General features: G+C 54.9%; 22 protein-coding genes. 10 read left to right on the top strand and 12 right to left on the bottom strand.

From position 1 onward, the window contains the following. Positions 1–13 precede the first annotated feature (13 nt). Positions 14–958, top strand: a complete 945-nt coding sequence (locus tag E1297_RS42825; protein ID WP_155149249.1) for an ABC transporter substrate-binding protein — start codon at positions 14–16, stop codon at positions 956–958. Between the two features lie 468 nt (positions 959–1,426). Here the strand turns inward: E1297_RS42825 and E1297_RS42820 are convergent, their stop codons facing one another. Next, complete coding sequence (locus E1297_RS42820; RefSeq protein WP_155149247.1) at positions 1,427–2,341, bottom strand: LysR family transcriptional regulator; 915 nt, start codon at positions 2,339–2,341, stop codon at positions 1,427–1,429. A gap of 106 nt (positions 2,342–2,447) precedes the next feature. On the opposite strand from E1297_RS42820, the gene E1297_RS42815 reads away from it, so the two are divergent. Genes E1297_RS42815 through E1297_RS42800 form a run of 4 tightly spaced genes read left to right on the top strand, consistent with a single transcriptional unit; the run spans position 2,448 to position 5,335 of the window. Further along, positions 2,448–2,750, top strand: a complete 303-nt coding sequence (locus E1297_RS42815; RefSeq protein WP_155149246.1) for a DUF1330 domain-containing protein — start codon at positions 2,448–2,450, stop codon at positions 2,748–2,750. A gap of 37 nt (positions 2,751–2,787) precedes the next feature. Next, positions 2,788–3,576 carry a CmcJ/NvfI family oxidoreductase gene (locus E1297_RS42810; protein WP_155149244.1) on the top strand — a complete coding sequence of 263 codons (789 nt, stop codon included), beginning with the start codon at positions 2,788–2,790 and terminating at the stop codon, positions 3,574–3,576. Continuing rightward, on the top strand, positions 3,573–4,574 hold the full coding sequence (locus E1297_RS42805) for an LLM class oxidoreductase (RefSeq protein ID WP_155149242.1): 1,002 nt from the start codon (positions 3,573–3,575) through the stop codon (positions 4,572–4,574). Before E1297_RS42810 ends, E1297_RS42805 begins: the two co-directional genes overlap by 4 nt. Further along, positions 4,571–5,335, top strand: coding sequence for an SDR family NAD(P)-dependent oxidoreductase (locus tag E1297_RS42800; RefSeq protein ID WP_155149240.1), 765 nt, complete (start codon positions 4,571–4,573; stop codon positions 5,333–5,335). Before E1297_RS42805 ends, E1297_RS42800 begins: the two co-directional genes overlap by 4 nt. A 106-nt stretch (positions 5,336–5,441) precedes the next feature. Here E1297_RS42800 and E1297_RS42795 read toward each other — a convergent pair whose 3' ends face one another. From E1297_RS42795 to E1297_RS42760, 8 genes are all read right to left on the bottom strand, one after another. Further along, on the bottom strand, positions 5,442–7,241 hold the full coding sequence (locus E1297_RS42795; RefSeq protein WP_155149239.1) for an aminopeptidase P family protein: 1,800 nt from the start codon (positions 7,239–7,241) through the stop codon (positions 5,442–5,444). Continuing rightward, positions 7,234–8,229 carry an ABC transporter ATP-binding protein gene (locus E1297_RS42790; protein ID WP_155149237.1) on the bottom strand — a complete coding sequence of 332 codons (996 nt, stop codon included), beginning with the start codon at positions 8,227–8,229 and terminating at the stop codon, positions 7,234–7,236. Before E1297_RS42790 ends, E1297_RS42795 begins: the two co-directional genes overlap by 8 nt. Then, positions 8,226–9,218, bottom strand: coding sequence for an ABC transporter ATP-binding protein (locus E1297_RS42785; RefSeq protein WP_209016336.1), 993 nt, complete (start codon positions 9,216–9,218; stop codon positions 8,226–8,228). The genes E1297_RS42790 and E1297_RS42785 overlap by 4 nt, the downstream gene beginning before the upstream one ends. Positions 9,219–9,227: 9 nt before the next feature. Then, positions 9,228–10,085, bottom strand: a complete 858-nt coding sequence (locus E1297_RS42780; protein WP_155149233.1) for an ABC transporter permease — start codon at positions 10,083–10,085, stop codon at positions 9,228–9,230. Continuing rightward, on the bottom strand, positions 10,082–11,023 hold the full coding sequence (locus E1297_RS42775; RefSeq protein WP_155149231.1) for an ABC transporter permease: 942 nt from the start codon (positions 11,021–11,023) through the stop codon (positions 10,082–10,084). Before E1297_RS42775 ends, E1297_RS42780 begins: the two co-directional genes overlap by 4 nt. Positions 11,024–11,079: 56 nt before the next feature. Continuing rightward, positions 11,080–12,666 carry an ABC transporter substrate-binding protein gene (locus tag E1297_RS42770; RefSeq protein ID WP_155149229.1) on the bottom strand — a complete coding sequence of 529 codons (1,587 nt, stop codon included), beginning with the start codon at positions 12,664–12,666 and terminating at the stop codon, positions 11,080–11,082. A gap of 140 nt (positions 12,667–12,806) precedes the next feature. Beyond that, a complete protein-coding gene (locus E1297_RS42765; protein ID WP_155149228.1) occupies positions 12,807–13,400 on the bottom strand; it encodes a helix-turn-helix domain-containing protein in 594 nt (197 codons plus the stop codon). Between the two features lie 249 nt (positions 13,401–13,649). Further along, positions 13,650–14,111: an Lrp/AsnC family transcriptional regulator gene (locus E1297_RS42760; RefSeq protein ID WP_155149227.1), complete on the bottom strand. Its 462-nt coding sequence runs from the start codon at positions 14,109–14,111 to the stop codon at positions 13,650–13,652. A gap of 114 nt (positions 14,112–14,225) precedes the next feature. On the opposite strand from E1297_RS42760, the gene E1297_RS42755 reads away from it, so the two are divergent. After that, positions 14,226–15,368: an amidohydrolase gene (locus E1297_RS42755; protein ID WP_155149225.1), complete on the top strand. Its 1,143-nt coding sequence runs from the start codon at positions 14,226–14,228 to the stop codon at positions 15,366–15,368. Positions 15,369–15,874: 506 nt separating this feature from the next. On the opposite strand, the gene E1297_RS42750 is transcribed toward E1297_RS42755, so the two are convergent. The 3 genes from E1297_RS42750 to E1297_RS42740 all read right to left on the bottom strand — a co-directional run bounded on the left by E1297_RS42750 (position 15,875) and on the right by E1297_RS42740 (position 20,086). Then, positions 15,875–17,488 (bottom strand): GMC family oxidoreductase, encoded by a 1,614-nt coding sequence (locus tag E1297_RS42750; protein ID WP_155149223.1) that lies wholly within the window; start codon positions 17,486–17,488, stop codon positions 15,875–15,877. A gap of 2 nt (positions 17,489–17,490) precedes the next feature. Beyond that, on the bottom strand, positions 17,491–19,026 hold the full coding sequence (betC, locus tag E1297_RS42745; protein ID WP_155149221.1) for a choline-sulfatase: 1,536 nt from the start codon (positions 19,024–19,026) through the stop codon (positions 17,491–17,493). A gap of 76 nt (positions 19,027–19,102) precedes the next feature. Then, the gene (locus E1297_RS42740) at positions 19,103–20,086 is read right to left on the bottom strand and encodes a tripartite tricarboxylate transporter substrate binding protein (protein WP_196223550.1); all 984 of its coding nucleotides are present in this window, start codon (positions 20,084–20,086) and stop codon (positions 19,103–19,105) included. A 93-nt stretch (positions 20,087–20,179) separates the two neighbouring features. On the opposite strand from E1297_RS42740, the gene E1297_RS42735 reads away from it, so the two are divergent. The 4 genes from E1297_RS42735 to E1297_RS42720 are packed head-to-tail and all read left to right on the top strand — an operon-like array spanning position 20,180 to position 25,244. Continuing rightward, positions 20,180–21,379: an ROK family transcriptional regulator gene (locus E1297_RS42735; RefSeq protein ID WP_155149216.1), complete on the top strand. Its 1,200-nt coding sequence runs from the start codon at positions 20,180–20,182 to the stop codon at positions 21,377–21,379. Between the two features lie 2 nt (positions 21,380–21,381). Continuing rightward, positions 21,382–21,897 (top strand): tripartite tricarboxylate transporter TctB family protein, encoded by a 516-nt coding sequence (locus E1297_RS42730; RefSeq protein WP_196223549.1) that lies wholly within the window; start codon positions 21,382–21,384, stop codon positions 21,895–21,897. 13 nt (positions 21,898–21,910) lie between these two features. After that, entirely contained in the window at positions 21,911–23,419 is a 1,509-nt protein-coding gene (locus tag E1297_RS42725; RefSeq protein ID WP_155149212.1) for a tripartite tricarboxylate transporter permease, read from the top strand. A 22-nt stretch (positions 23,420–23,441) separates the two neighbouring features. Beyond that, positions 23,442–25,244 carry a metallophosphoesterase gene (locus E1297_RS42720; RefSeq protein ID WP_155149210.1) on the top strand — a complete coding sequence of 601 codons (1,803 nt, stop codon included), beginning with the start codon at positions 23,442–23,444 and terminating at the stop codon, positions 25,242–25,244. Positions 25,245–25,351: the final 107 nt, after the last annotated feature.

Here is a 25,351-nt window from a genome sequence, read left to right as displayed (position 1 = left end):
TGGAGGAGAAAACATGTTTTCACGTCGTTTCATTTTGGGTGCGCTGAGTGCAGTCACCTTGGCAGGGCCCGCCTCGATGGCGGCAGCAGAAGAAATTTACATTCCGCTGGTATCCAAAGGCTTCCAGCATCAGTTCTGGCAGGCAGTGAAGTCCGGCGCGGAACAAGCAGCTGACGAGTTTGATGTCACCATCACATTCGAAGGTCCGGACAATGAAACAATGGTGGACCGTCAGATCGACATGCTGGCTGCCGCTTTGGCCAACAACCCCAAAGCCATTGGTTTTGCCGCTTTGGATAGCCAAGCCGCAATCCCGTTGCTGAAGCAGGCCAATGAAAAGGGCATTCCGATCATCGCTTTCGACAGCGGCGTTGATAGCGATATTCCGCTTTCAACCGCGACAACGGATAACCTGGCGGCAGCCGGGCTCGCCGCTGACAAGATGGCAGAGAAAATTGGCGGCAAGGGTAAAGTCGCGGTTGTCGCGCATGATCAGACCAGCCGCACCGGAATCGACCGCCGCGATGGCTTCGTCAATCGCATGGCTGAGAAGTACCCGGATATCGAAGTTGTCACGGTTCAGTACGGCCAGGGCGACCACCTGAAGTCGACCGAAGTCACCAAGGCAATCCTGACAGCAAACCCTGATCTGAATGGCATTTTCGGCACAAACGAAGGCTCTGCCATTGGCGTTGTAAATGGTGTTCAGGAACTGGGCACCGAAGGTCTGGTCATCATCGGTTATGACAGCGGCAAGGCCCAGAAAGACGCAATCAAGAGCGGCTTGATGGCGGGCGCTATCACGCAAAACCCTGTGGGCATCGGCTATGAGACGGTGAAGGCGGCGGTTGCGGCTCTGAACGGGGAAGAGGTTCCGGGCCTGATCGACACGGGCTTCTACTATTACGACGCCTCGAACATTGATGACCCGAAGATCGCAGCCGTTTTGTACGACTAAGAAATTTTAATTGATTGAGCGGTCCGGCCTGCCTTTTAGGTGGGCCGGATGCTTTGATCTGAAGTCTACCAAGCGAATGGATGCGAAGGCGTACTGGGTAGGTACATTCGGCTTGTCCTTCCGATTTGAATTTTCCAACATGTGGTTTCCGGAAACGGATCGTTTGTCGAACAAATAGGCTCTGCGATGTACACGGTAGAGAGCTCGGGCAATGCCGTTCGCACACTGGGAATTCATCCTTATGTATCTGAGCTCCGTTGCATCTCTTCGAGCAGCACTTGTACCGCTTCCGACAGAGAGACCGCTTGATTTGTGATCAGAAAAACAGTTGCGCTTGGCTCGTTCTCATAAGGCGGAACAGGTCGCCTCTTGCTTCGTAAGGGTCAGCTAAATGAACTGGAAGGAAGCCAATACCCAATCCGCATTCGATCATACGTCTGACTTCGTTCACATGACTGGATTGCCCCTTCAACGGTCAGGCTTGAGCCATTGTGGGTTTCGACCGATGCGTTCGAGTAAGAAGTCCATGAAAACGCGCACTTTGGTCGAGAGAACATTTGTCTGCGGATAGATTAGCCAAAGCGCAGTATCTGCGAAACAAGTGTAGTATGGAAGTACACGAACGAGGCTTCCGGAAGAAAGCTCACTATGGACGCTCCACAAAGAATGTGGTGCGATACCTGCTCCTGAGAGTGTCGCGACCTTGTGGCTATGTCCGTCATCAATGATAAGTTTGCAGCTTCCGGCGTTTGGATCAAACTCAGAAAATGTGCCATCATCTCTGACCAAGCGTTGCGGCGCATCGTTTCCGAATGCAACAAGGTGGTGGTGCCGAAGATCTTCAGGCGTTTCTGGATAGCCGTGTTTTTGCAGGTAGTCCGGCGAAGCACAGAGAATGCGGGTGTCGTCTGCAAGTTTGCGACCACGTAGCGTGGAGTCTTCCAGGACGGCATTGCGAATTGCCAGGTCAAAACTTCCTTCGATCAGATCAAATTGCTTATCCGACAAACGCATATCTAGGCGAAGCTTGGGTTGCTTCGCCATGAAATCCGGCAAGATGGGCGCGATATAGAGCTGCGCGAATGTACTGGGAGCGGTAAAGCGCAGGGTGCCTGATACCTCTGCACGACCTTGTCCAAGGGCCGCCCTGGCTGCGTCTTCGCGCGCAATGATATCTCTGGCGTAGGGCAGAAACTCCAACCCTTCGGTCGACAGGGCGACTTTCCGAGTGGAGCGGTGGAGGAGGTCAGCGCCGATGCTTTTCTCAAGTTTTGTCATCCACGCGCTGGCCACCGAGGGTGCAAGACCAAGCTCGCGGCCGGCTGCGCTGATGTTAAGCTTGTCGGCGGCAAGAACAAACAGTCGAAGGGTGTCCGTTTCCATTTTATATCCAAAACCAGAATTCTGCTTTCAAATTAGCCTCGGTTTTTTCTGGTTTTGCAATAGGGCATATCTCCTTCGAACGACACGAACCTCAAGGAGGCACCCCATGACCTATTATTCCATATTGGCAGTCACACCGTCCAGCGAGGACTGGATTCCCGATTATCTTCCGACAGCGAACAAGTTGGTTGCCAAGCACGGTGGCAGGTATCTGGCGCGCACGGCATCACACGAGCAGGTAGAAGGCAGTGAGCAAGCTGCTGCGTTACGCATCATTCTAGAATGGCCGTCTAAGGAAGCTGCCCTGAGCTTTATGAATGACCCGGAATACAGGCCTCATCTCGACGCTCGCACCAAGGGCTCGGAAAGCTATCATTTTGTGATCGAAGGTAAGGACGACCTGGCCTGATGTGTTGCGCAAGCCTTATTTTTCGAGGAATCTGGAGATGATCCCAAAGGCGACCGTCAACTACCACGTTCACGCACCTGCGCGCCAAGCTTACCACATTGATGCCGGTGGTGTCGTGGGAGAGCTGATCTCGCCCGAACAGGTTGTGACCGAAGTTGAATTACGTGATGTCCGTGCCGGTGCCAGTGTGAACTTCGCAGGGGATAGTGTTGGGTTTTTCAACTCTCGCTCTGAAGTGAGCATCTTTGGTAAAGACCGCGCTTGGCAGCCGGTTTATGATCAGGAGTTGACGGATCTTCTGACCCGTGAGATTGGCGCGAAAGAAGTCATTGTTTTCGACCATACCGTCCGTGTGGATGATCCCAATGCCATCCGGAAACCAGCGCGTAATGTCCACAGTGACTATAGCCCCGCAGGTGCGCAACAACGATTGACCGACATTCTTGGCGAAGAGAAAGCTAGGGAATGGTCAGATGGTCATTATGGTTTCATCAATGTCTGGCGCCCGATCGAAAACCCGATCAACTCAGCCCCCTTGGGCTTTGTACGGCCTTCAAGTGTGCCGGAGGAAGACTGGCTTTTGCTTGATCTGATCTATCCGGATCGGCGTGGGCAAATCATTGGGCTTGTAGCGAACCCGGACCACGAGTGGATTTACCAATCACGCATGACGCCCGACGAATTAGCTGTGTTCAATATCTATGACAATCGGGGCAAGCCCTCGATTGCCCATTCTGCGCTCGACATGGTGGAGGATCCAAAGATTACCACCCCGCGTAAAAGCATCGAAAGCCGCACCTTGGTGCGCTATTGGGGGAAACAATGACAGACCTTCAAACCACGTTTGTCGCAGACGAACCTGCCACGTTCCCGAAGTTGAACCGTGCCTACAACACTGTATTCCAGCCGGGTGCATTGAGCGTTGGGTTGGTTGTCCCGCTGGACGCGTACCACACCGACCCTGTGCCCGATATGGCGCGGCATCTCGAACGGGCGAAGCTGGCTGATGAGCTTGGCTTTGCCGCGCTGTGGCTACGGGACGTGCCGTTCAATGTACCGAGTTTTGGGGATGCGGGGCAGACGTTTGACCCGTTTGTATATCTTGGTCATTTGTCGGGTGTGACCCGTGACATCGCTCTTGGGGTTGCCAGTATTATCCTGCCCCTGCGCCATCCTGCCCATGTGGCCAAGGCTGCGGCATCTGTCGACCAACTGTCTGGTGGGCGTCTTTTGCTGGGTGTTGCCTCTGGTGATCGACCGGAAGAATACCCCGCGTTGGGCATGAGCTTCCCCGACAGGGGTGCACGGTTCCGCGAAAGCCTTGCCTATATCCGTGCAGTGGGCACTGACTATCCGAGCTATAAAGGCGATCATGGTTCCCTGAATGGTTCGATGGATATGCTGCCCAAACCGACAGGCGCACGGGTGCCCATCCTCATCACAGGAGGTTCACAACAATCCCCTGATTGGGTCGCTGCACATGGTGACGGCTGGATGACCTATCCGCGCGATATCGCATCACAGGCGCAGATTGTCCGGGATTATCGTGCGCGCGGTGCGGAGGCAGGCGCGCAGGCCAAGCCGGTAATGCAGTCGCTCTACGTTGATCTTGTCTCAGATGACAAGGCAGAGCCCCGGCCCATACATCTGGGGTTCGGTTCTGGGGTTGCCTTCCTAAAATCCTATCTGTGCGAGTTGCGCGAGCACGGGATCAACCACGTCGCCCTGAACCTGCGGTTTAATCAGGCTGATATTGAAAACACGATGAAGCGCCTCGCCGACGAGGTACTTCCGGAATTTCCAACTCAAGGAAACATGCAATGAGCAAAACCATTCTCATCACCGGATCAACCGATGGCATCGGCTTGCTGACGGCAAAGACCCTTGCCGCCAGAGGTCACCGGGTCATTCTACATGGTCGCAATGCCAGCAAACTGGAGGCTGCTGCCAAAGACATTGGAGGTGAAGTCGCTGCCTACGAAGCAGACTTGGCGTCTCTTGAAGCAACTCGGGAGTTGGCCAGGACAATTGCGGCCAATCACGACAGGATCGACGTTCTGATCAACAATGCAGGCGTTTATAAAACACCCAATCCGATCCTGCTAAACAGGCAGGACGTTCGCTTTGTCGTCAACACCTTGGCACCGCATGTCCTGACCACTGCGTTGCTTCCGCTTCTTCCAAGCGATGCTCGTGTCATCAACCTGTCTTCCGCCGCGCAAGCTCCTGTCGATGTCGCGGCCCTATCAGGCAAAAGACATCTGGATGACATGGGGGCATACGCACAGAGCAAACGCGCAATTGCTCTTTGGTCTGCTGAGATGGCAACGGCGCACCCAACAGGCCCCACATTCATCGCAGTCAATCCCGGTTCACTGCTGGCGTCCAAGATGGTGAAAGAGGGTTTCGGGGTCACAGGGAATGATATGCAAATCGGTGCAGATATCCTGTGCCGCCTTGCCCTGGATGATGACTTTGCCACTGCCTCAGGCCGCTATTGGGATAATGATGTTGGTACCTTTGGCTCCATCGATTTGGGGCAGGCCAAGGAAGTTGTGAAGGCAATTAGTGCCTTAACCATCTAAGTGCCCACTTGGTTGATGAACCAGCCCAACGACTGTTGGCTGACAGTGTATCGCTGAAGATTCGAATTCGTGGCCAGCTGCGGCCAATTCTGTGGTACTAATCCCGTCAGATGATCTGGCCGCAGTTGGAACTGACCCAAGACACGGCCTTGGCAGATAAATGTGAGCCAATTCGTTGCACTAACTCGGCATGATAGCTGTTGAGCCAAGACCGTTCGGCATCGCTCAGTTTGTCGAGCAGCAGCATGTCGGTCTGGATTGGTATCCACGTGAGGTTCGAGAACCCTATGAAACCGTCTTCTGCTTGGACAATTTCGAAAAGGTTCTCGATGCGAATGCCAAATCGGTCTGTCTCATAGTATCCCGGCTCAATCGACAGGATCATGCCCGGAGCCAGATCGACGGGGTTGTAAGGTTTTCCTATACGTTGAGGGTGTTCGTGAACCGATAGCCTATGACCGATCCCGTGACCTGTACCGTGATCATAGTCCAGTCCCAGATCCCACAGCGGTCGCCGACAGATTGCATCAATATGGTGGCCCTGAGTACCGGCAGGGAATCGCAGGGTCGCTATGGCATGAAATGCTTTGAAGACAGCTGTATAAGCACGGTCGTAACCCTCGGGCCTGTGTGTCCCAAAAGCGAAACTGCGCGTTGCATCCGTGGTTCCCGTCTCATATTGCCCACCTGAATCCAGCAGATATGTGCCGTCCGACGAGATCGGCACCTGATTGTCCGGGCCTGTCGCGTAGTGGCACATGGCGGCGTTTCCCGCAGCTGCAGAAATCGTGTTGAAGCTTTCGTAGATAAAACCCGGCTGTTGGCGACGGAAGGACAGTATCTTTTGCTCTGCCTCCCGTTCGGTCACCGGATGACCGGACGTGGCGCGTGCCGGAACCTCGTGTGCCAACCAGGCGCAGAATTCGGTCCAGGCGACCCCGTCCGCTATATGACAAGCTCTTAGGCCTTCGACTTCTATTTGGTTCTTTCTGGCCTTCGCCAGCGTTATGAGACCGCCTTGTGCGTGCTCTTTTGCACCTTTCGTTCGTAATACCGACCGCACAGCTTCAGGCGAAAAGTCGGGATCGAACAGAACACCCTGACCAGCTTGCGCCTTATCAGTGAGCGTTGTCAGGAGTGCTTCCATGGGTAGCAGGTGAACGTGTGCCGGCAAATGATCGGTAATGTCCGCGTTCACCTTACGATCCGCCACAAACCAATACACTTCTCCGGATACATCCACCAACAGGAAGGAAAGTGGTATCGGATTGAAGGCCACATCGGACCCCCGCACATTGAGCAGCCAGGCAATATTGTCGGGCTGGGTTTCAACCAGCAGCGCCGCGCCTTGAGCCCGCATTTCAGAGACCAGTTCTGAAATTTTATCTGCTGCACTCTTGCCCGCGAATTGTAATGGAAATGGCTCGATCTTTCCCATCGGAGGGGCTGGTTGATCAGGCCAGACGACATCGACCGGGTTGGTTTTTGTCGCAACCAATTCGGCACAGGTTTCTGTTAGCGCGGAGAAAAACCGATCATACCAAACTGGTGGCAAATGCATTGCGTCATAGCCAATTTTCCAGTCTGAACTTGCAGCCGATGCCAACCAGTTTTCTGGTGGCTCATTGTGCAAATGATGATGGGAAAAGATCGGATCAGCGCACTGGTTTGCGGCTTGCACCACATAGCGACCATCAACAAAAATTGCGACGGTATCCGGTGTCACAATCGCCATCCCCGCCGATCCGGTGAAGCCTGTGACATGCGCCAGTCGCTCATCATGTGGGGCGACATACTCTGCCTGATGCGCATCATATCTGGGCAGAATAAATGCATCCAACCCCTGTTTGGCCAATTCATCACGCAAAGCTGAGACAATGGTTCTGTGGTCGGGTGCATCAAGCATGGGTATTTATCTCTTCGACATGATGACAGGCAACTTCGCCGCGACCTTCAAAGGGCAGCAGGGCAGGTACCGATTGTTTGCAGACGTCCGTGGCGTGGTGGCACCGGACATGGAATGGGCAGCCTGCGGGCATGTTCAGGGGTGAAGGCAACTCTCCCTCCAGCCGGGCCACTTTGCCCCGATCATCGGGGTTGAGGGTGGGTGCCGCAGAAAGAAGCGCCTGACTGTAAGGGTGGGCCGGAGCTGAGAACAGGGTCTCGCTGTCCCCGATCTCGACGATCCGACCCAAATAGATCACGGCAACCCGATTAGAGACATGGCGAACCAGCCTCAAATCGTGGGCAACGAACAGGATCGTCAGATCCAGTTCTTGCTGCAACTCCAGCAGCAAGTTCACAACCTGTGCCTGCACCGAGACATCCAACGCAGAAACCAGTTCATCCGCAATCAGGACTTCGGGCTCAACTGCCAGCGCGCGTGCGATTGCGATGCGCTGACGCTGACCGCCGGAAAACTCATGCGGAAGCTTGTGCTGTGCATCCTGAGGAAGGCGCACAAGATCCAGAAGCTCGACTACCCGAGCCGGAATCTCGGCCTCGGGGCGCATGTTATGAACGCTTAGTGCTTCGGCCAATATCTGGCCTGTTGTCATGCGTGGGTTGAGCGAAGAATACGGATCCTGAAACATCATCTGGACGCGTCGGTTATACGTGCGATCAGAGCGATTATCGTCTCCAAAAACATCCTGACTTTCGAACTCGATCGTTCCCTCGCTGGGCGCATGTAGCCGCACGATGCAACGTGCCAGCGTGGATTTCCCACAGCCTGATTCACCGACAACACCCAAAGCCTCGCCCTTGATCAAATCCAGGCTGATACCGTTCAACGCTTTGACCACGCGCCCCGGCCGGCCCGCTGCATAGTCCATCAGACTGCGCCCCAGAGGGAAATGCAGATGCAGGTCACATATTCGTAAAACAGCACTCATGCAGCATTTCCTTTGGCGTCGATCACCGGGTTGAAGCAGGCCACATGCCGCGTGTCAGAAATGTGCGACAGATCAGGCCGGCCCTGCACACAAGCCTCAACGCAGGCAGAACAGCGAGGTGCGAAAGCGCATCCCGAGGGCAATGTGTCTAAACTGGGGGGAACGCCCGGGATCGAATAAAGCGGTGTTCGAGGCGGCAAGTTTTCGGGCACCGATCGCATCAGGCCAACGGTGTATGGATGGCGAGGTTCACGCAGCACATCGCGTACTGACCCTTGTTCGACAATACGCCCGGCATACATGACCGATACATTGTCACAGGTCTGGGCCACCACGCCCAGATCATGGGTGACCAGAACGACCCCCATCTCCATTTCTTCAGCCAAATGCAGGATCAGGTCGAGGATCTGCGCCTGAATGGTCACGTCCAGAGCGGTAGTCGGTTCGTCCGCCAGCAGGAGTTTCGGATTTGCGGCGAGTGCTATGGCAATCATAACTCGTTGCCGCATCCCACCGGAAAATTGATGAGGATAGTCTTTCAGCCGTTGTGCTGCCGAGGGGATACCAACCAAATCCAGCATCTCGATTGCCCGGTCTCGCCGCGCCGCACGAGACAGATCGGTATGCGCAAGCAAGTTCTCTTCTATTTGCAGGCCAATGGTCAGCAGCGGATTAAGCGAGGTCATGGGCTCTTGAAAAATCATCGCGATTTCACGCCCCTGTATGTGGCGCAATTCACGATCCGGCATTAGCACCAGATCACGCCCCTGCCAACGCACCTGCCCCGAGACGTCCCCATAGCGACGTGCAAGCCCCATGATCGATCGTAAGGTGACGCTTTTGCCTGACCCACTTTCACCAACCAGTCCAAGTACTTCGCCCCGCGCGACAGAGAAGCTGACCTCCCGTACTGCAGGCAGCGCCTGCCCGTTGCGATAGAAGGTGGTGTTCAGCCCTTCGACTTCGAGGATCGGCGTTTTGTCGTACATACCCATCCCTTATCCCCGCGGCCTAAGCAGATCGGCGAGCCCATCACCCAACAAAGAAAAGCCAAGACCTGTCAGCACGATAGCGATGCCGGGCATCAAACTCAGCCACCATGCGGTTGAGATGAAATTGCGCCCTTCGGCAATCAATACGCCCCATTCCGCCTGAGGAGGTTGCGCGCCCAAGCCCAGATAGCCCAGCGATGACCCGAGCAGGATTGCCAGTGCCATATCGGTCATCCAATAAACGATGACCGGGGTAATCGCATTGGGCAGCAAATGGCGAAAGATGATGCGTCGGTCGGAATATCCCATGACGATCCCGGCAGCTGCATAATCATTGCCCATCTGGGCAATCACCTCGGCCCGCATCAGGCGGGCATAGTAGACCCAGCCGACAACTGTGATGGCGATGTACATATTGATCAGACCGGGGCCCAGTACGGCGACAACGGCGATTACCAACACCAGAAAGGGGAAGGTAATTACCGCATCGACAACCCGGCCAAAGATGAGATCGGCAATGCCGCGATAGTAGCCTACCAGCGCCCCAACCACGACGCCGATAACCAGGGCAAATACGGTGGCAAACACGGCCATCTGCATATTCACCTGATATGCCCAGATCACGCGTGACAGGCTGTCTCGCCCCAACAGGTCGGTGCCAAAGGGATGTGCCCATGATGGAGGTTGCCGCACTGCCAGGTAGTCGATCGCGTTTGGATCATAGGGCGCAAATGCTCCGGGAAAAACAGCGAGCATGATCGAAAACCCGATGATCATCAGGCCGGCCACAAAGCCTGGCTTGCGCAAAGCCTGACGCCATCTGGACGGGTTTTGGGCCACGGAATTGAAGGTTGCATCGCTCATTGCAGGCGCATCCTTGGGTCAAGGCGGCTTTGGAAAAGATCCGTCAGAAGGAAAACCAGCGAAACGAGGACTGCGAATGTCAATGTCAGCCCCTGAATCAACGGATAATCGCGGGCAAAGATGGCCTCGAGCATCAGTCGACCCATGCCCGGCACAGCAAACACGGTTTCAGTCACCAGCGTACCGCTCATCAGATTGCCAATAGACAGGCCTAGCAAGGTAACTGTTGAGATGAGTGCGTTTCGCAGAACATGTCGCCCGAGGATCAGACGCGTGGGCAGGCCTTTGGCACGGGCGAACTGAACGTATTCCGCATCCAAAACTTCGATAATTGCGCTGCGCAGGTTCCGCATGATGATGGCTGAAGTGTAGAGCGCGACTGTGATCGAGGGCAGAAACAGATGGTACAGACGCTCTCCGAACGTGTCGCCATATCCGCCGACTGGAAACAGGCGCAGTTGTGCTGCGAGAAAGGTCAGCAAGACCAGACCGATATAGAAAACTGGCATGGAAAGCCCGATTTGGAACACGGTGCGAATGACGGCGTCCGGCCAGCGCCCTCGGTTGAGCGCGGCAACAAATGCCAGCGGTCCTGCGATCAGCAGGGACAATACGACCGAATAGAGGGTAAGAAACACTGTGATAGGCAATCGATCCGCGATCACGTCAATCACATCCGTACGCATGAGGATCGATCGGCCGAGATCGCCGTGAAGCGTGTTGCTCAGAAACAGCCAAAACTGCACCAGCATCGGCTCGGTCAGACCCAGCCTTTCCCGAATAGCCGCGATATCTGCGTCCGAAGCCCGGTCACCGGCCATCGCGATGGCAGGGTCGCCAGGCAGAAGGCGCACGAGCAAAAAGATGATGACCATGACCAGAAAGAAGGTCGGGATCATCAGCAAAAGCCGTTTCAAAATGTAAGTCAGGCTGGACAAGTCTACGCTCCGCAAAGGGCCCCGCCGCATCCGGCGGCGAGGCAAGAGGTCAGCTCTTAACGGCTGATTGTAGCTTCATCGAAGATGTTATTGCCCAGAGGCGTCTGAACATAGCCCTCGACTGCATTTCCAAGCGCGACTGCAAAGGGTGTTTCATACATGAACAGCAACGGGGCAGCCTCGGCATAAAGCTCCTGCATCCTTGCAAACTTGGCCTCACGCGCGGCCGGGACCATCTCATTTGCGGCTTCTTCGAACAAAGTGTTGAACTCGGCGTTCTCCCAGCCTGTGCCTACGGCCTTAGCGGTGGGGGTATAGCCCAGCCATCCGACAACCTGACTTGGATCGTTCACGTCATTGACCCAGCCATATGTGTGGATGTCGAATTCACCAGAACGGTTCTTGGCCCCGCGGGTTGCTCCGTCCACCTGTTCGACGACCAGATCGATACCCAAAGGCGCCCACATCTGTTGCAGCGCGGCGAAGATCGTCGCATCATCCGCCGAACCGGCCAACGTGGTCAGGGTGACTTGTGTCCCGGGTTCAACGCCAGCTTCGCTGATCAGCGTCTTGGCCTTGTCCATGTCGTAGGTGTAGAGCGGACTCAGATCTGCTGCATACTGTGTCGCTTTCGCCATCAGGGGCGAACTCATGGGCTGGCCGGCACCATGTAGAACGACGCCAATCAGAGCGTCCTTGTTGGTCCCGTAGTTCAGAGCCTGACGAACGCGGGCATCGGCAAGCGGATTGGGCGATCCATCTGCGCGTGTTTCCCGCGTGTTAATCGGCGAGTAGATAATTCGGGTCGAAGGATAAAGCTGCATGCTGATATTCGGATCAGCTTCCAATTCGGCCACACGGCTAAAGGGGATAAATTCGGCAGCGTCGACCTCGCCCGCCTGCAGGCGCAGGATACGTGTCGCATCATCCGGTACAATTTCGAAATGCACGCTTTCGAGATATGGCAGCGGTTTGCCGTCCGACCCCGTGCGCCAGTAATGTTCGTTGGCACAGAAATCCATTGAGGCGCCCTGTTCGAAGCCGCACAGATAGAAGGGGCCGGAACCCACTCCGGCGGCCGTCGCTGCAAAGATTGCTGCTGATTTGTCCTGATCTGTTTCGCCGGATGCGGCATCAAACGCGGCTTTGGAAACAATCGCGGTGTTGAAAGTGGCCAACATCGAGAGGATCGTAGGATCAGGATCATTCAGTGCAATGGTGATGGTGTTTCCATCCGCCGTTACACCACCAATAGATCCCAGCAATCCCGCCCATGGGCTGAGGTCAGGGTTACGCGCGCGATCCAATGAGAAGACAACATCCTCCCCGGTCATGGGTGAACCATCTGCGAATTTGATACCTTCGCGCAGGGTAAGCGTGACACTCTTTCCGTCATCAGAGACCGAATGGCTTTCCGCCAGTCCCGGTTCTACTGAATTTCCATCCGGGCTGCCGCGCAGCAGTGTGTCGAACAGACTGCCCACCATCCAAATGTCCGGATTGCGATCCGCATAGATCGGATCGATCAGGCGCGATCCATCGTAGCGTGCAAAATTGAGCGTACCGCCCCGTTCCTGCGCAAACACTGGCATCGCCAGTGTTGCGGCAACGGTCACTCCCAATACCGTTCTCAGCTTCATCATCTTCTCCTCCCGCAAAGTCTTTGCTTTGTGAGGGGGACAATAAGCGATTCTTAGTTTAACTAAAGTTTTTTTTAGTAATAAGATAAAAAATCTTACTGCCCATCAGATTTGAGGCGGCTGAGAAGCAGAACTTGGAGGGGTCAGCCTGCCTCTGTCATTGGTGATGTGGTCACCCAAAGCTCAACCGCTTCGACCTCGCCAAGTACGACGGAATAATGGCGTACCGAGGTGTCATGGTGAATCACATCTCCTGGCGACAGGATGAACACCTTATCCCCAAGGTGGTATTCCAACTGCCCAGACAGCAGGTAACAGAACGCCTCGCCGCCATGACACATCTTTTCTGACACATGCCCCGGAGGGCGATGCACGATCTGCGGGTGAAACAATGCACCGGCAAATCCAGGGCCCAGCTTTTCGTAGAACCGGCCTCGGGTACCAAGAGAATATGTCTGCCTGGCATCTTTGGCGACATATTCCGAAAACACTTCGGGTACACTCAGCAACTGCTCGATGCTGGTTTGCAGGGCTGCGGCTATAGCCATCAGAGACGTCAGTGAAGGTGAGCTTAGTCCGCGTTCCACTTGCGACAGAAAACCGGTCGTCAGATCTGTTGCCTTGGCAACTTGATCCAGGGTCTGCCCCATGGCCTTACGTCGCCGCCGGATCGCCGCACCCAGTTCGGTAGGCCGCCCTTTGGCTTTGGTCTTGGTATGTGCGGTCGGAGCTTGCATCCGATCTCTCCTGCTTCTTATCCGGCTTGAACCATTCAATAGGAGATTTGCATGAAGATCAAAATTAATTTTAGCCAGAGTAAAAACACGTACGTAACAATCGGTCTTTGGTATTCTCGTACAAGGCAAGGGTCAGCGTGATTGAGTTCAGTGTTTTGGAGGCCGCTCATAGTGCGTTCTTCGCTTTTGCTGCACATGCCACGGTGACCTTCAGGCAGGTCCATTTGTCCTGAGCCCAGGTCCTGACATTCAGATGTTAAGGGTGCTGCCGGTTTTGATTGCATCCATGGCGACATATGTCCTGAATTTCTTGATATTCTCGTTCGCGAAGAACATGCGCCGCGTGAAATCTTCATACGCCGACATGCACTCTACGACCACAACGAGCATGAAATCGATTTCCCCAGTCACATAGAAACACTGCTGCACCTCTGGGGCATCGCGGAATGCGAGCTTCGCGGCATCTATCTCAGTAGGTGTCTCGCTAACCAACTCCACCTCGACAAAGATCGTGAGCGCTAAACCCACCAATGCAGGGTCGACAACCGCTGTATTGGTTCGGATCACACCTTCTGCTTCCATACGCCTGATACGTCGCTGCACCGATGGAGCAGACAGATTTACAGCAGTGCCAATCTTCTGCTGTGGCGTGCGGTTGTCCTTTTGCAGGATGCGGAGGATTGCCCTGTCAAAGTCGTCCAGTTGTATCATGTGAAATATTATTGCGTCAGCTAGCGCAATTTCCAGCGGATTTTTCCCTAGAGATGAAATAAAAACCCTCATCCTCTTAGGAGATATCGAGTTCATCGAATTGGAGCTGCATGAATGGGTGATTTTTCAGAGAATCTTCGTGCCTTACGTCACGAATTTCACGCTAACCCAGAGTTGGGGTTCCAGGAGGAATGGACAAAATCCCGTATTGCCAAGCACTTGCATGATCTCGGGATAGAAGTGCACGAAGGTGTGGGCATAGTCGGCATCCTCCGAGCGGGCAAAGGCAATCGCGCCATCGGATTGAGGGCTGACTTCGATGCGCTCCCCATTACCGAAATCAACGACTTCCCTCACCGTTCCCGAAATGAAGGGATAATGCATGCATGCGGACATGACGGGCATACAACTATGTTGCTTGGCGCGGCTGAGTTACTAGTCAAAGACCCGGATTTCGATGGTACGGTTGTCTTACTGTTCCAGCCCAATGAAGAGCATGGTTTAGGTGCCAAGGCGATGATCGACGAAGGTGTATTGGAGCGCTTCCCAATCCAAGAGGTTTATGGCGCACATAATTTACCCGGCGAACCGGTGGGGCACGTGTCAACACGAGCAGGCGTTATTACGTTTAGCGAAAACTTGTTTGAAATCGAAATCAAGGGGCAGGGTGGTCATGCTTCCATGCCACATGTCGGGCGGGAGACCATAACTCCTGCCTCTGAACTCGTTCTTGCGTTGCAGACCATCGTTTCGAGGAGATTGCCACCCTCGTCCGGCGCGGTGGTTTCAGTGACCGAGTTCATTACGGATGGTCAGCGCAACGTCCTGCCTGGCTGCACGGTATTGAAGGGTGATGCTCGCGCAGCTTCGCCTGAGGACCGGCGCTTGATTGAGGACAGTATGCGCCAGATTGCTGCTGGCATTGCGCTGAGTCACAACGTTGATGTTAATGTGGAATTTCGTACTGAGTTCGTCGAGGCTGTTAACAATGTCGACGCGGCAAACCACGTTATTGCAGCCGCTGAAGCGCTTCAACTTGACACTGACGGCAATCGCCCTTCCATGACTTTCTCAGAAGATTTTGCCAATTTCGCGGCGGCGGTGCCGGGATGTTTCCTGCTTATCGGCAACGGGACAGAAGGGTCTCATGGCCGACCGTTGCATTCTGCGGATTACGATTTCAATGATGAGCTTCTTCCGATTGGCGCAAATTTGTGGGCTGAACTTGTTCGCCAACGGCTACCCAAACGCGGCTAATCTAGGAATACAAAAGTCTCAAATATCTTCCTGCCATTCAGGCAATCCCGATTTCGGCCCGACAGCTCCGTGGGCGCTTGGTGGATTTGCGCGCTCTGAAGCGCGAGACTTCTCGACAGCTAGCCAGAACGTTCCGTCGGAGGGTGTCCGTGAATATCTTGGTCGAAGGTGAGCGCCAGGATCCGCGGGTATCTGCAACGGAGTTGAAAATAATGTCTGGTTCGAAGTCGATGACAGGTGTGACGATATAGGACGCGAGAATGAGATTGGTGAATTCGCTTACGGCCTCTGCCGTTCAAACGGCTCGCTGGCCTAGCTATCTGACTCTGATGTGATCGCTAAACCCACTCACCGTGCTCAAAGTTCTGCAAAGCCTCCGCTTTCTCATTGCTGCTTGATGCCTTGCCACTGCAACACGGCGCAAAACGTAGAAGTACAAAACTGGTCTCTTATGGCTCTGGCTATCCGTCCAAGCGCGTTAACTCAAAACTGTCAGCGACATTAGCTTACTCCGTTCTTCTGTCCTCCAAAACCAAAGTGCTGCATTTCTCGCCGATCATGATCGATGGTGCATTTGTATTGCCGCTGACGATGTCTGGCATGATTGAGGCATCCGCCACACGCAGTCCACGGATGCCATGGACTCGAAGTCGCGGGTCAACGACTGCGCGGTCATCTGTGCCCATCTTGCAGGTCGAGGTGGGATGATAGATCGTCTGCGCCATGTTGCGGGCGGCTTCGAGGTGCTCTTCATCCGTTTCGATTTTGCCTGACGGTACATGTTCACGCACGATGAAAGGCGAAAGGGCGTTGGTCCTCGTCATTGCACGGGCAAATTTCACGGCCCGGATCGCGCAGAGTTGATCGCCGGTTGTCGAAAGATAATTTGGCACGATCTTGGGATAGGCATGCGCATCAGGCGAAGAGATATGGATGTGGCCGCGGCTTTCAGGTCTCAGTTGGCAAACCGAGGAGGTGAAGCCCGAGAACGGATGCATTTCGATCCCCGGTTTGTCAGCAGATAGCGGCTGAAAGTGGAATTGAATGTCTGGCGTCGCCAGTCCTTCCATCGATTTGGCAAAAATTGCGACTTGGCTGGCGCCTAGGCTCATAGGCCCTGTTCGACGCAAGGCATATTCGATGCCGATCCCTGCGCGATGGAAGATATTGTTGATCGCGTCATTCAAAGTGGGGACGTTGACTTCATAGACTAGGCGGATCTGCAGGTGGTCCTGAAGATGCTCGCCAACGCCGGGCAGGGCGTGACGAACGTTTACACCAGCGGCCGTCAGGACATCTGGGTCTCCGATGCCCGATAACTCCAGCAGCTGGGGTGAACCGATAGCGCCGGCAGACAAGATGACTTCACCGCCCGGGTTCAGCATCGCTTGTTGTGCGGCGCCTTTGACGTCGTAGGAAACTCCCGCCACCTGCTTTGGTGCGTCAGAGGCAAAGATGAGGTTGGTGGTATGTGCGTGCGTGACAACGTCAAGGTTTCTCCGCTTGCCTTTGATGGGCGTTAGGAATGCCTTGGCCGAAGAGCAGCGGAAACCTTTGCGCGCGGTTTGGTGAAAATAACCTGCGCCCTCTTGTTTCTCGCCGTTATAATCGTTGGTTCGAGGCACGCCCATTTCGACGGCGGCCTCGATGAAAGCCTCGGATATAGGGGATTTGGCACGGATCAGAGATACCGCCAATTCGCCATCTTTACCGTGCAGATCGGGGTCTGCATCTTCGTGACATTCTGATCGCTTGAACAATGGCAACACATCATCCCAAGACCAGCCGGTGTTCCCCAATTGCGCCCAGCGATCATAGTCCTCTTTCTGGCCCCGCACATAAAGTAAGCCGTTGATCGAAGACGACCCACCAAGGGTCTTTCCGCGCGGCCAATCCAGTGCGCGCCCGTTCAGACCGGGATCGGGGTCGGCCCTGTAGCACCAATCGGTGTTTGGATTATGCAGGGTTTTGAAGTACCCGACCGGAATGTGAATCCAGGGATTTGTATCCTTTCCCCCGGCCTCGAGAAGCAGAACCCGGATTTTCGGGTCGGCGGACAATCTGTTTGCGATGACGCAGCCAGCAGAGCCTGCGCCAACGATAATATAATCATACGACATTTTTATACTCGGTCAGGCTTGGCTGGAGCCACATAGGGAAGGCGCGCGCGCGCTTTAGTATCCGCAGCACCAGCATTCCGGATATAGCGTTCATCGTCGTCTTTGCGGACGGTGTATACGTAGGTGGGATCGCCTTCGGTTACCTTGTGTATGGCAAGGCGACGGACTTGGCTGGCACGGATCGTGTCGCGCAGTTCGTCCGGATTCCAACCATCAAACAAGATCGCTTCAAGTTCGGCTCTGATATCCGCACATTCCGGATCGGCGGCGCGGTTGGTTACTTCGTTGGGATCTTCTTCAACGTTGTAAAGAAGCGTATCGACCCCTTCGAGCCACATCAGTTTCCATGGACCCTTTCTAACCATGCGGCTGGGGCCGGTGGACCCGTCTGCGGCGAATTCCGAGATCACAACATCTGACAGTCCAGACGTGTCACCGTTCAGGGCAGGAACCAGAGACTGGCCGTCGATAGGAGCAGCATAGTCCTCGAATGAACCCTCAGCTGCGAGGTCCGTGAGTGTCGGCAGAAGATCTATGAGTGAGATATTCTCCTTCACTCGTGCCGGTTTGAAACGATCCGGCGCGTATACGATGAAGGGCACGCTGGAGGCCCACTCGAAGAAGTGTTGTTTGAACCACATGCCGCGCTCACCCATCATCTCGCCGTGGTCGGCGGTCAGTATGACGATGGTGTTGTCGATCTGGCCGGTCTTTTCCAGAACATCCACAAGGCGACCGACTTTTTCGTCTATATACGAGATCATTCCGTAATAGCCGTGGCGGGCTTTGCGGCGGTCTTCGGGTGTGACCGTGAACTCGTGCCGGGACTGACAGTAGTGCAGGTTGCGGCTGAGATGATCCATCTCATTCAATTCCAGAGGTGGGACCGCAGGGTATTCGATCTCATCATGATCGTAGAGGTCCCAGTACTCTTGCCCAATTACGAAAGGTGAGTGCGGAGACGTGAAGGACACCGTCAGCATAAAGGGGCGGTCGTCACCTTTGCGGGCCAGATCATACAGGGCCTGAACGCCGTGGTATTCGACCTCATCGTCATAATCCATTTGCATGGTACGGATCGCGGGGCCACTTTCCAGGATCGGGGCCATTGTCAGGTTGGTGGGCTTGTATTCGCGGCCCTTGGACCAATCTACGGTCCAGGCAAAGTTGGCCGGGTAGATTTCGGTCGTGTGACGTTTGTCATAACCGTGTAGCTGATCGGGGCCCACAAAGTGCATCTTGCCAGACATCTCGACCCGGTAGTCCATGCTACGCAGGTAGTGTGCGAATGTCGGGATGTCGGCGTGGAATTCACTGGCGTTGTCATACATGCCAATCGAGAACGGAAGCTTGCCTGCATGCATTGACGCGCGGGACGGTCCGCACATAGGCAGGTTGCAATAGCAGTTTTCAAACACCACTCCATTTTCCGCAAGCCGGTCAATGTTGGGCGCTTTGACGGTCTTGTTGCCATAGGCCGCCAACGCGTTCGCCGCAAGCTGGTCCGCCTGAATGAATAGGATGTTTGGACGTGCCATATTCGTTTCCTGAGAAATAAGGAGATTAAGCCCGGGCGGCGATAAGAGGGGAGGACCGCCCGGGACGCCGAGGTTGTTACTGGATTACCATTCCCAACTTGTCGGCTGTGTCGCTGAAGGTTTTAACCTGACCTTCAACGAATGCTTTTGTGTCGTCTGGTGACAGAACTGTTGGGACTGAGCCCAGTTTTTCTGTGGTCTCGACCCAGCTTTCATCAGCTGCAATTGCCCCAAGCACCTCGACCCATTTTGCCACGACATCCTCAGGCAGGTCTTTGGGTCCCCAGACACCTGTCCAGCCGACAACATTTTCCAAGTTAGGGTGCCCCAGTTCCTGTGCGGTTGGCGTGTCAGGAATGGCTGCAAAACGTTCGGGTGTGGTGGTCAGCAGGGGGCGGATCTGGTCAGATTCGATCGCACCGGACAGGCCCGAGAGATTGTGGAAGATCAAGTCGGCATGCCCGCCCACCACGGCTGCGGTCGCCTTGCCGCCGCCTTTGAACGGGACATGGATCAGCGCTTCGGAGTCGACGCCGAGATCATCCAGCATGATGAGCATCGCCATGTGCAGGAGGGTGCCAACACCGGCAGACGCATAGGACAGGCGCTCACCGTTTGCGATCGCTGTCTTCAGCTCATCAAAGCTCTGATACGGCGAGTCCGCGCTGACGCCCAATACAAACGGGTTCTTTTCGATCAGACCCAGAAAGGTAAAGTCGTCCCACTTGTACGGAATTGTGCGGTTAATCGCCGGAACGGTGGCCTGAGATCCAACGCGCGCCATCAGGAGGGTGTAGCCATCGGGGCGTGATTTGGCGACCTGAGTCGAGCCAACAACACCTCCCGCACCGGTCTTGTTTACCACTAGAATGTTCTCGCCCAAGTAGTCCGGCGCCTCAGTGCTGAGGGTACGCGCGGCCAGATCAGCAGCGCCGCCGGGGCCATATGGCACCACTAAAGTCACTGGTTTACTTGGATAATCTTGCGCGGACGCTCCCATCGGGATCGCGAGCAGAGCAAGGCTGCTCAGCGCTGCGGTTACTGTGTTTCTGACTGTCATTTGTTGCGTCTCCCTGAATCGAGTGGGACTCACCATAATAAAATACTTGCAGTAAGTAAATAATTAAGTAAAGATACATTCAGGAGGTGCAAAATGGCAGGTTGGTCACAGGAAGAGATCGGTCGCGGGAACCGGCAAAGGGTTCTGGGTGAGATACTGGGATCAGGCACGATTTCGCGAACGCAGATCGCAGATAACCTCGCGCTGAATGCCGCTAGCGTTTCGAGAATTACGCGAGAGCTGATCGAAGCGCGGCTGGTTCAGGAGGTTGGCGTGTCCCAACCCGAAGGGCGCAGGGGGCCAAGAACTAAAAAACTGACCATGGACCGATCCGGGGGTTATGTGATCGGAATCGGTATCAATGCGTATCAGCAGGTAGTCACGCTTGCCGATCTGTCGAATAATCGCATCGCATCTTGGGATGCGGGCGGGGCGGGTCTAACCGACGGCACCAGTTTCATAAGGGCTTGCTGTAAGCAGGCAAAAGCCTTGATTGAAGAGCATGTCCCAGAAAAGGATCGGCTTTTTGGGGTTGGCCTGACGATCGCCGGCAATCTGGACAAAGCCCGCGGGATTGTCATTTCCGCGCCCACACTCGGCTGGGCAGAAGAAACCAATGTTTGCGGGATCGTGAGACAAGAGCTTGGTGTTCCAGTTGCGCTTGAAACACCAAGTGCTGCGATCTGCCAATCCGAAGTTGCTTTTGGTGCTGCGCGGAACATCGAAAATGTCGCTGTGATTTACTGCGCAATGGGTTTCGGTATCGGGCTACAGGTCAACGGCCAGCCCTATAGTGGGATTGGTCGGGTTGGTGGCGTTTTAACCGAGGCCAGGACCACTGAAGGAGTGGGATCCAACTCAGCCGTTTCTCTGTCTGATCTGTGTGGCGGAAAGGCGTTGTTACGTCAGCTGCTGACACCAAAGATATTTGATGCGCTGTCCGATCAGGAGAGAGCCCAGAAAATCCGGGATGTTGTTTCAGCGGCCAATGACGCGGATGGAGAATATAGATCTGTCGTGGAAGATTTCGGGGCCAGGGCGGCAAACTGCTTTTCGCTAAGCCTGACGGTTCTGCAGCCTGAACTGGTTTTGCTCGCCGGCCCTTTGGCGCAGTCGCCATACTATCTGGAGGCATTTCGAAAGCAGATCGACAATCTGAAAGCCGACCTGCAGCAGCCGATCAAAATCAAATCCAGCGCGATGACCCACATGGGGGCGGCACGTCTGCTGTCGCTTCACGAAAACATCGCAAACGCAGAGCTGGATCTGAATCTGCTAAAGGGAGGAAGCTGACAGTGGATAGTTCAAAGAAACTCGACCTGTTTGCAGGGGCGTTATTCCTTGTCCTGGGCATTCTGACGCTGATTGTGCTTATTCCCGTAGGTGTCGATTCACCGGGGTCTGTTGAAATTTCAGCATTGTCGCCGGAATTCTGGCCAAGAGTGATCGCTATTGCGGTTGTGGTCGTCGCGCTATGTCTGATGGCCGAGTCCTATTTTTTGAAAGTACCTGAACCCGATGCGGACGAAGATGCAGAAGCTGATGCTGTCTATAAGCTGGACACGCTTCCCGGGACTCTGCGGACGATCATCCTGATCTTCGCGTTGTTCCTGTTTTACTTTGCTTTGACGACCCTGGGCGTGGTTGCAAGCTCGATCGTTCTGATGCTCGCCATGATGCTCTTTTTTGGCGAACGCAAGTGGTACTACATCGTCCCGATCAGCATCATTCTACCTATTCTTCTGTACCTGTTCTTTCTGCACATCGCGGGTGTGCCGATGCCGCTTGGCATGTTCGAAACGCTAGGCTGAGGAGACCTTGAGCATGATCGAGAATATTTCTACAGCTTTTCAGCTATTCCTTAGCTTTGAAAACATTCTGGTGATCGGCATCGGTGTTTTGATCGGCACCATCATTGGTGCAATACCGGGGATGACCACACCTATGGGTGTGGCTCTGGCCCTGCCGTTTACATTCACGATGCAGCCAGTGACCGGCATTCTATTATTGTTGGGTGTTTACAAGGGCGGTTTGTATGGCGGGTCCCTGACCGCAATCCTGATCAAGACACCCGGGACTCCGGCTGCGTCCTGTACCATTCTGGATGGTTATCCACTGGCGCAGAAGGGGCAGGCGCGAAAGGCGTTGGATATTGCGCTTTACGCATCCTGTGTGGCCGATTTGATCTCAAACATCGCTCTGATCATGTTCGCTGGTTTTCTGGCAACCTTCGCATTGCGTTTTGGGCCGCCGGAGTTCTTCACTCTGATCGTCTTTTCCCTGACGATCATCGCCGGTGTTGCGGGACCCAGCCTGACCAAAGGTATCCTGTCCGCCTGCCTGGGCCTGATGCTCGCCACCGTTGGACTTGATCTCATCTACGGTACGAACCGGTTCATCTTTGGCAATTATGAACTGATGTCCGGGCTGAACTTTATTCCGGTGCTCATCGGCCTGTTCGCGATCCCTGAAATCCTTGACCGCGCCACGCGTCGGCCTCGCCCTCCGGGAGCGCAACGTCAGGAACTGGGTAGCGGTGCAAGCTTTGCCGAGTTTCGCAAGACTCTGAAATCGGTCATCCGTGGCAGTTTCATCGGTGTAATTCTGGGGGCCATTCCCGGTATCGGTGGCGCCCCGGCCGCTTTCCTGAGCTATAGCGAAGCGCGCAGAAACTCAAAGCACCCGGAAAACTTCGGTAAAGGTGAGCCAGAGGGCGTCGCCGCAGCAGAGGCGGGGAACAACGGCGTGGCCGGCGCGACGATGATCCCGCTGTTGGCGCTGGGTGTTCCCGGTGACGTGATCACGGCAGTGATCCTGGGTGCGTTCATGATCCACGGGTTGCGTCCGGGACCCATTCTCTTCGCTGAGAACCTCCCGATGATTTACGCGCTGTTTATGGGTATCCTACTCAGCTCGGCCTATCTGTTCATCGTGGGCAAGGTTGCCATCAAGACTTTCAGCCGTGTTGCCCTGATCCCGAACCGCATCCTTTACCCGATTGTCTTCACGCTGTGTGTCTATGGCGCTTATGCGGTGAACAACAACCTGTTCGATATTCTGGTCATGCTGTGCATGGGCCTCGTTGGTTTCGCGATGCTTCGGTTGGATATCCCGGTCGCGCCGTTCTTGATCGCCTTTGTTCTTGGACCGCTTCTTGAGGACAACTTCCGCCAATCGTTACTGTTGTCTGACGGGAGCCTGTCGATCTTTGTCAGGAACGCGATTTGCTGGCTTTTCTGGTTGCTCACGGCCTTGTCGATCTTTGTGCTCATTCGCTCCCGTATACGTGCCTCACGCACGGGACAGGTATCAGTGCTGACGACTGGCGGATAATCTCAAAGACAAGGACAAGACCATGGCTAACGCAGACAATGCTGGTCTGGGGCGCTTTGCATACAGTTTTGCAGTGATATCGGATACGCATGTCAATCCGGATGAAGACAAGTGCAATTCGCCTTTTCCGGTAAACGCACGCGCCAATAGACGCTTTCGTTATGTCATCGCGGACATCAATCGCAGAGAGGTGGACTTTGTCGTCCACCTCGGCGATCTGCTTCATCCGGTCCCCGAAACCGGAGCGCTGTATGCGCAGGCTGCCAATGCCTACCGCGCGATCGTGTCTGACCTGACGATTCCGATCCATGTGCTGCCGGGCAATCACGATATCGGAGACACTCCGATTAGTGGCGGGCCGGCAAGCCCGACCACGTCGGCGATGATCAACGCATGGGAAGGTGAGTTCGGCGCACATTACCAAAGCTTCGAAAAGGGTGGCGTTCGCTTCATTCTATTGAATGCGCAGTTGATAAATTCCGGTCTGCAGGCAGAGGAAGATCAAAAAAACTGGGTCGAGACCGAGTTTGCGGCCGCACAAGGTCAGCGCGTCATGCTGATGCTCCACCACCCGGCCTATCTGTGTTCCCCGGATGAGCTTGACCATTATGACAACACCGATCAGCCGGGCAGGAGCTGGCTGTTGGGTTTGCTCGAAAAGCATGGGGTCGAGGCCATGTTCTCGGGTCATGCCCATAACTTTTGGTATGACCGCTACGGCGAGACAGATTTCTACCTTGCCCCGGCGACCAGCTTTGTCCGGCAGGATTACTCGGAAATGCTGCGCGCCATTCCGCCCGATGGCAGCGAATTCGGCCGCAATGATGCGGCCAAGCTGGGGTACTTTGTGGTGAACGTTTACGAGAACGGACACGTCACCAAGTTTGTTCGGACAAATGGGTCGGAACTTGCTCGGGGTGAAAAACCCGTAGGCAAGATGTTGAAGCTCGCGCCGGAACCACGGGAAAACACCAACCCGCTGATCGGTTTCGACCTGCGTCAGAATTGGGCCGAAATCTCGGAAGTGCTGCCCAGTGGTGGACTGGATGAGTTCGATCGAAAACCTGTGCGCAACGACTACCACCTGCTAGCTCTGCAAGAGATGGGTGTGCGCGATATTCGTATCCCTCTGCACGACCTTCTCGATCCTGCACGACGAGCACGGATTGGTGTGCTGAAGCATCTTGGGTTCCGGATTACTCTGTTCGGATTTGGTGTTCCGGAGAAACACCTGGATATGATCACTTCCGAAGCGGACAAACTGACCGATTGGGAAATCACGTTGAACTGGAGCGATGTGGGGCCAGCGACTGATGCACTGGTCAAAGCTCACGCCGCGACTGGCCTGCCAATCTACATATCCCGGATGCGTAAAAAGGACGATATCAAGGCCGAAGGTACGTATTTCCATGTTATCAATCACGGGTTCAACGCCCAGGAATCCGAACAACTTGCCTTCCTTGCTGCGCTACCAAAGCCTTGCGGCGTTGTCGGCGCTGTTTTTCGTCTCGGCAACAGTGATCCGGTCAGCCAGAAGTTGGATACTGCAGATCGCGCAGTCGCGGCCCTCGGCTTGAAAGCATCGGTGCACCTGAGGGTCGCCGGCGACAACCCAGCCGTACCGCACGTGGATGATAACGCAACGGTTGCGCGGGTCCTTGAAGCGATGGACACCCGCGCGAAGCTCAGGAATACGCGTGTTTTCTGTGACACTCTGGTTGATGTGGATCGGGGGTATTTCGTGCGCAACGGAGCCATTGATCGCTGTAATAATCCACGGCCACTGCATGATGCTGTTCGTACGCGGCATGCACGGAATGCCTGAAATCCTCAAGACTTGGCCCTCGCCTGACTTTCCGGTGAGCTCTTCTTCTTGGGGTGCCGCCTCGCTGAACCCGCTCCCACGGGTCAACTCTCGGTTTCAAGCCTAGG

The organism is Roseibium sp. RKSG952 (genome assembly GCF_009711355.1).
Note: the sequence above shows the minus strand (reverse complement) of the source record. Positions and strands in the feature narration are given on the sequence as shown.